Below are 6,106 nucleotides of genomic sequence, written 5' to 3'. Positions count from 1 at the left end.
AGCGCGCGGCGCTCGTTCGCCGAGTAGCCGGTGAACATCGAGACGCCGACGTTGGTGCCGTCGGCGTCCACGATCGCGTCGAAGTTGCTCGAGCCGTAGTTCGCGTTCGGCAGGTCGAAGAACTGCGCGCCGTCCTTCTCCTCGGGCGTGAAGTACGAGCCCCAGATCTTGGTCGTGACGTCTTCGCTGTTCCAGGCGAGCGTGACCTTCTTGCGCTGCGTCGTCGGGTCGATCTTCTCGAGCGCGTCGCGACCGATGAAGTCGTGGTCGAACTTGACGAACGAGCCGTAGCCGAGCTCCCACGGGGTCGTGTAGTAGTCCTCGATGTTGGCCGAGAGGAACGAGCCGGCGAGGGCGTTGGTCGCCTCGTACGACGCGGCATCCGACCACTCCCGGAAGCCGCGCTCCTCCTCGCTGGAGTACACGGCGGGCAGCGGCGACGGAATCCAGCCCGACTCGAGCGTGTTCGACGAGTAGGCGCGCGAGCCGACCGGCTCGAGGCCGAACTCGGCACCGGCTTCGAGGATCGTCGTGCGGATCTTCTCGGCGTCGGCGTACGGGCCGTAGATCTCCAGGCCCGGGGCGCCGGCCATGCCGTGGCGCAGGGTGCGGATCTGGATGCCTCCGACGTTCATGTGGCCGAGGTGGAAGAACTTCACCTTGTCGACCGGGGCGCCGTTGAGCTTCTCGATGATGCTCCAGGCGGCCGGGCCCTGGATCTGCAGACGCCACAGTTTGCGGCTCACCGCGTTGCCGTAGGGACGCGAGTTGGAACGGCGGTCGACCTCGATCTCGAGGTCGTAGCCGCCCTTCTCGGCGTGGTACAGCAGCCAGTTCGACACCGGCGCGCGGCCGACGTAGGTGTACTCGTCTTCGGCCTCGCGGAACAGGATGCCGTCGCCGATGACGCCGCCGTTGGAGGCGACGGGCACGAGCTGCTTGGCGGTGTTCACCGGGAAGTTCTCCGGCGAGTTGATCATGGTGTCGCTGAGCAGCTTGATCGCGCCGGGACCCTTGAGGAACAGGTTGTCCATGTGGTGCGACTGGTCGAACAGCACGGCGGTCTCGCGCCAGGCCCGCTGTTCGCGACGCCAGTTGGTGAATTCGGCCGGCACCACGGGGTAGATGTAGGCGCCGAGCTTGTTGTTGCGGAGGACGTCGACCGCGCTGCCGCCGGCAGCGTCGATCTTCTCCTGAAGGTTCGTGGGGGCGGTCATGTGCTTCTCCAGACGTCGTCGTCGCGTGAGTCCGTAGCGGACTGGAAGGCACACTACCTTCCGGCATAGGTAGTTGTACAGCCTCACTCACCCAGTGGAAGGCCGTTCCGCAGATTGCAGCCGAAATTGTTTACAATCGACCAGGCTCCCGAGGGAGGGTGCCGCGACTGGAGCGTCATGAGAAACGTCATCGTCACCGATCCGCCCCGGACGGCGCTCGCCGACCTCGACGCGCTCGCCGAGCACGGCGTCGCGACGGTGCACGAGGCCTACGGCCGCACGGGACTCGTCGGTGCCTCCCTCCGCCCGCTCCAGGAGGGGGCGCGCATCGCCGGATCCGCCGTGACCGTGCTGTCCTGGCCGGGCGACAACCTGATGATCCACGCCGCGATCGAACAGTGCCGAGAGGGCGACATCCTCGTCGTCACCACCAACTCGCCGTCGCTCGACGGGTCGTTCGGCGAACTCTTCGCCACCCAACTGCAGCGCCGCGGCGTGCGCGGTCTCGTCACCACCGGCGGGGTCCGGGATGCCGTCGACCTGCGGGCGATGGGATTCCACGTCTGGTCGGCCGCCGTCAACGCGCAGGGCACCGTGAAGGCGACCCCGGGAGCCGTCAACGTGCCGATCCTCGTCGGCGGCGTGCTCGTGCACCCCGGCGACGCTGTCATCGCCGACGACGACGGGGTCATGGTCGTGCCCCGCGCCGACGTCGCCTCGGCGATCGCCGCCTCGCAGTCGCGCACCGAGAAGGAGGCCGCGGCCCGCGCCGCCTACCTCGAGGGCGCGGTGAGCATGGACCAGAACAAGCTGCGCGGGGTGCTCGCCGATCTCGGCGTGACCTACGAACCCTACGAAGGCTGACATGGCCACCGGCATCCGGAGCACGCTCATGCGGGGCGGCACGTCGAAGGGGGCGTTCTTCCTCGCCGCCGACCTGCCGTCCGACATCGCCGTGCGCGACCGCGTGCTGCTGGAGATCATGGGCAGCCCCGACCCGACCCAGATCGACGGCGTCGGCGGAGCCCATCCGCTGCGCAGCAAGGTCGCGATCGTCTCGCCGTCGACCGAGCCGGGCGTCGACCTCGACTACCTGTTCCTGCAGGTCTCCGTCGATGAAGCGGTCGTCGCCGACCTTCAGACCTGCGGCAACATGCTCGCCGCGGTCGGGCCGTTCGCCGTCGAACGCGGGCTGATCCCCGCGACCGGCGATCGCACGATCGCGCGCATCCGTCTGATCAACACCGGCGACCTCGCGATCGAGAGCTTCCCCACCCGCGACGGGATGCCGGTCTACGACGGCGACACCGCGATCGACGGGGTGCCGGGTACCGCGGCCGCGATCGAGATCGAGATGGGCGACGAGTCCACGGCGAAGGAACTCTTCCCGACCGGGACCGTCGTCGACGACGTCGCAGGCCACCGCGTCACCCTGATCGACAACGGGATGCCGGTCGTGCTGCTCGACGCCGCCGAGTTCGGCGTCGCCGGCGACGAGTCGCCGGTCGAACTCGAGGAGCGCGGCGACCTCACCGCCGTCGTCGAAGCCGTGCGGCTCGAGGCCGGTCGGCTCATGGGCCTCGGGGATGTCGCCGACCAGACGGTCCCCAAGATGTTCCTGCTCTCCGCGCCCCGGCACGGCGGGACGATCGGCACGCGCGGGTTCATCCCGCACCAGGTGCACACCTCGATCGGCGTGCTCATGGCGGCCTCGATCGCGGCCGCCGCGAAGATCCCGGGCACCGTGGCCGCCGGCCTCGCCACGTCGGCCGACGCGGAGATCACCCGCGTCGAGCATCCGAGCGGCACGTTCGACGCGAAAGTGCGCGTCTTCGACGCCGACGGCACCTGGCGCGGCACCTCGACATCCATCCGCACCGCGCGGAAGTTGTTCGACGGCATCGCCTTCCCTCGCAGCTACTGACCCATCCCATCGCCACTAGGAGACATTCAATGACGAAGCCCGGCCCTCGCGACATCGCCCACCTCGGCGGTCTCGAGCTCTTCACCAACAAGTTCGACGAGTCGTACTGGTTCTTCACCGAGCTGCTCGCGATGCGGGAGGTCGGACGCGCCGGCGACTCGGTGTTCCTGCGCACGTGGGACACCTACGAGCGCTGGACGCTCAAGCTCACCCCGAGCGATCAGTCGGGCGTCGGCAACGTCTCGATGCGCGCCGCCTCGCCGGAAGCCCTCGAGCGCGTCGTCGCGTCGGTCGAGGCCTCCGGGCGCGGCACCGGCTGGGTCGACGGCGAGCAGGGCGTGGGTCAGAGCTTCACCTTCACCGATCCCGACGGCCACCCGATGAGCGTCTACTGGGACACCGAGTGGTACCAGGCGACCGACGACAAGCCGGCGCTGAAGAACCAGGCGTCCCGGTTCCCCGGCCGCGGCGTCAACGCCCGTCGCCTCGACCACGTGAACTACCTCGGCGCGAGCGTCGAGGAGAACGGCGCGTTCATGGCGGATGTCCTCGGGCTCGAATGCACCGAACTGATCCGCCTCGACTCAGGGCGCATCGGCGCCCAGTGGTTCCACTTCGGCAACAAGTCGTACGACGTCGTCTACTCGTCCGACCACACCGGCTCGAACGGACGGTTGCACCACATCGCCTTCGCGCCCGACACGCGAGAGGACATCCTCAAGGCGGCCGACATCTTCCTCGAGAACGGCATCCACATCGAGTCCGGCCCGCACAAGCACGCCATCCAGCAGACGTTCTTCCTCTACGTGTGGGAGCCGGGCGGCAACCGCCTCGAGTTCGCCAACGCCGGCGCCCGCCTCATGCTCGCCCCCGATTGGAAGACGATCGAGTGGACCGAAGAGGAGCGCAAGAAGGGCCAGGCCTGGGGGATGAAGACGATCGAGACGTTCCACACCCACGGCACGCCGCGCCTGCCCGGGCAGGACTGACGTCGCGCGGGCGCCTCGGCTCAGGCCGGGGCGCGGTCGCCGTGCGAGATGACCGCGAGCGCGTCGCGCACCGTGCGGAGGGCACGCACCAGCTCGGCGCGCTCGTCGTCGCCGAGGCCGTCCATCATCCGCGACTCGAGGCGCGAGATCTCGGCGGCGATGTCCGCCACGCACGCCACGCCGGCCTCGGTGTTGAAGAGCAGGATCTGCCGGCCGTGGTCGGGATCCTTCTCGCGACGCACGAGCCCCGCGGCGCCGAGCGCCGAGATCGTCTCCGCCATCGTCTGCGCCCGCACGAAGGACCGGCGGGCGAGTTCCGAGGAGGTGATGCCGGGGCGGAACTGCAGCACGTTGAGGGCGGTGTACCCGGGGGTCGAGATGCCGTGCCGGGCGATGAGCTCCTCGAACGGTCGACGCATCCCCATTTCGACCTGCTTCACGAGGTAGATGAAGTAGCCGTCGGGGTATCCGGTCCTCGGATTCGTCACTGAGTCTCCGCTCGCTCGGGGCCCGCGCGCGGATCCCTCTCGACCACCGCTATTGTTTCAGGTAACCTGAATCATCATCGCACGGCAACGGCGCTAGAGGAGTTGACGCATGACCTCGAATCCCGAGGGTATCCTGACCACCCCCATCGAGGATCTCCCCGGGATCGTGGGCCGCACGTTCGGCCCCTCCTCCTGGCGCGAGATCACTCAGGCGGAGGTGACCGCGTTCGCCGATCTCTCGGGCGACCACAACCCGGTCCACCTCGACCCCGCGTTCGCCGCGGGTACGCCGTTCGGCACGACGATCGTGCACGGCTACTTCACGCTGAGCCTCGTCGTGCCGCTCATGGCCGAGGTCTTCGACGTCACCGGCATCGGCGTGGGCATCAACTACGGCCTCGACCGGCTGCGCTTCCCGGCACCCGTCCCCGTCGGGTCGCGCATCCGCGTGCACGGCGAAGTGCTTTCCGTCGAGGAGGTCGCCGGCGGTTTCCAGGTGGCGCCGCGCGTCACCTTCGAGATCGAGGGCGGCAGCAAGCCGGCGTGCGTCGCCGACATGGTGCTGCGGTACTACCGATGAGCGCGATCGACCTGACCGGGCGCGTCGTCGTCGTCACCGGCAGCGGACGCGGTCTCGGCCGCTCCTACGCGCAGGCACTCGCCGCGGCCGGCGCCGCGGTCGTCGTCAACGACGTGGATGCCGAGGCGGCGGCCGAGACCGCGCGCCTCGTGACGGAGTCGGGAGGCCGGGCCGCTGTGGTGGTCGCTCCGGTCGGTCCGGCGGAGACGGCCGAGCAGCTCGTCGCCACGGCGGTCAGCGAGTTCGGCCGTCTCGACGCCATGGTCGCCAACGCCGGCGTGCTGCGCGACCGCGTGTCGTGGAAGATGACGGACGAGGACTTCGACCTCGTCGTCGAGACCCATCTGCGCGGGTCGTTCACCTGCGCCCGGGCGGCGGCCGTGCACTTCCGCGAGGCGGCGCACCCGGGACGCATCATCCTCATCGGATCTCCCGCGGGTCAGTTCGGCAGCTTCGGCCAGACCGCGTACGCCGCCTCGAAGGCGGGGATCGTCGCCATGGCGCGCACCCTGTCGCTCGAGCTCGCCCGGGCCGAGGTGACGGTCAACGCGGTCATCCCGACCGCGATGACCGCGATGACCGGCACGATGCCGATCTACGCCGACGCCTGGGAGAAGTTCCAGGCCGGCGAGGCGCTGCCGCGCGTCATCCGGCAGGAGCACGCGCTCGGCTCGCCCGACGACGTCGCCCCGCTCATCGTCTGGCTCGCCTCCGACCGCTCGGCGGGCGTGACGGGTCAGGCGATCGGTCTCGGCGGCGACCGCCTCACGCTCTACGCGCACCCGTCGGCGCTGACCACCCGGGATGCCGAGGGCGGCTGGACCGCGGACGGCATCGCGGATGTCTGGGATGCGGAGCTGGCCGCGTCGGCCCAGCCCTCCGGCCCGACCTTCGCGCCGCTGGACTAG

General features: G+C 69.5%; 7 protein-coding genes. 5 read left to right on the top strand and 2 right to left on the bottom strand.

The annotated features are described in order from the left end of the window. Positions 1-1,217, bottom strand: a 1,217-nt coding sequence (locus ACILQS_RS06980; RefSeq protein WP_395639395.1) for an aminomethyl transferase family protein, incomplete at its 3' end; no start/stop codon positions are given. 177 nt (positions 1,218-1,394) lie between these two features. Here ACILQS_RS06980 and ACILQS_RS06975 point away from each other — a divergent pair. The 3 genes from ACILQS_RS06975 to ACILQS_RS06965 are packed head-to-tail and all read left to right on the top strand — an operon-like array spanning position 1,395 to position 4,130. Continuing rightward, positions 1,395-2,081 carry a 4-carboxy-4-hydroxy-2-oxoadipate aldolase/oxaloacetate decarboxylase gene (locus tag ACILQS_RS06975; RefSeq protein WP_395639394.1) on the top strand — a complete coding sequence of 229 codons (687 nt, stop codon included), beginning with the start codon at positions 1,395-1,397 and terminating at the stop codon, positions 2,079-2,081. Position 2,082: 1 nt separating this feature from the next. Then, complete coding sequence (locus ACILQS_RS06970) at positions 2,083-3,141, top strand: 4-oxalomesaconate tautomerase (protein WP_395639393.1); 1,059 nt, start codon at positions 2,083-2,085, stop codon at positions 3,139-3,141. A 29-nt stretch (positions 3,142-3,170) separates the two neighbouring features. Further along, complete coding sequence (locus tag ACILQS_RS06965) at positions 3,171-4,130, top strand: VOC family protein (RefSeq protein ID WP_395639392.1); 960 nt, start codon at positions 3,171-3,173, stop codon at positions 4,128-4,130. A 20-nt stretch (positions 4,131-4,150) separates the two neighbouring features. On the opposite strand, the gene ACILQS_RS06960 is transcribed toward ACILQS_RS06965, so the two are convergent. Beyond that, entirely contained in the window at positions 4,151-4,618 is a 468-nt protein-coding gene (locus ACILQS_RS06960; RefSeq protein ID WP_395639391.1) for a MarR family winged helix-turn-helix transcriptional regulator, read from the bottom strand. 109 nt (positions 4,619-4,727) lie between these two features. Between ACILQS_RS06960 and ACILQS_RS06955 the strand changes: the two genes are divergently transcribed. Further along, a complete protein-coding gene (locus ACILQS_RS06955; protein WP_395639390.1) occupies positions 4,728-5,198 on the top strand; it encodes a MaoC family dehydratase in 471 nt (156 codons plus the stop codon). Next, positions 5,195-6,106 (top strand): SDR family NAD(P)-dependent oxidoreductase, encoded by a 912-nt coding sequence (locus ACILQS_RS06950; RefSeq protein WP_395639389.1) that lies wholly within the window; start codon positions 5,195-5,197, stop codon positions 6,104-6,106. The genes ACILQS_RS06955 and ACILQS_RS06950 overlap by 4 nt, the downstream gene beginning before the upstream one ends.

Source organism: Pseudolysinimonas sp. (assembly GCF_044239695.1).
Lineage (GTDB): Bacteria > Actinomycetota > Actinomycetes > Actinomycetales > Microbacteriaceae > Pseudolysinimonas_A.
Note: the sequence above shows the minus strand (reverse complement) of the source record. Positions and strands in the feature narration are given on the sequence as shown.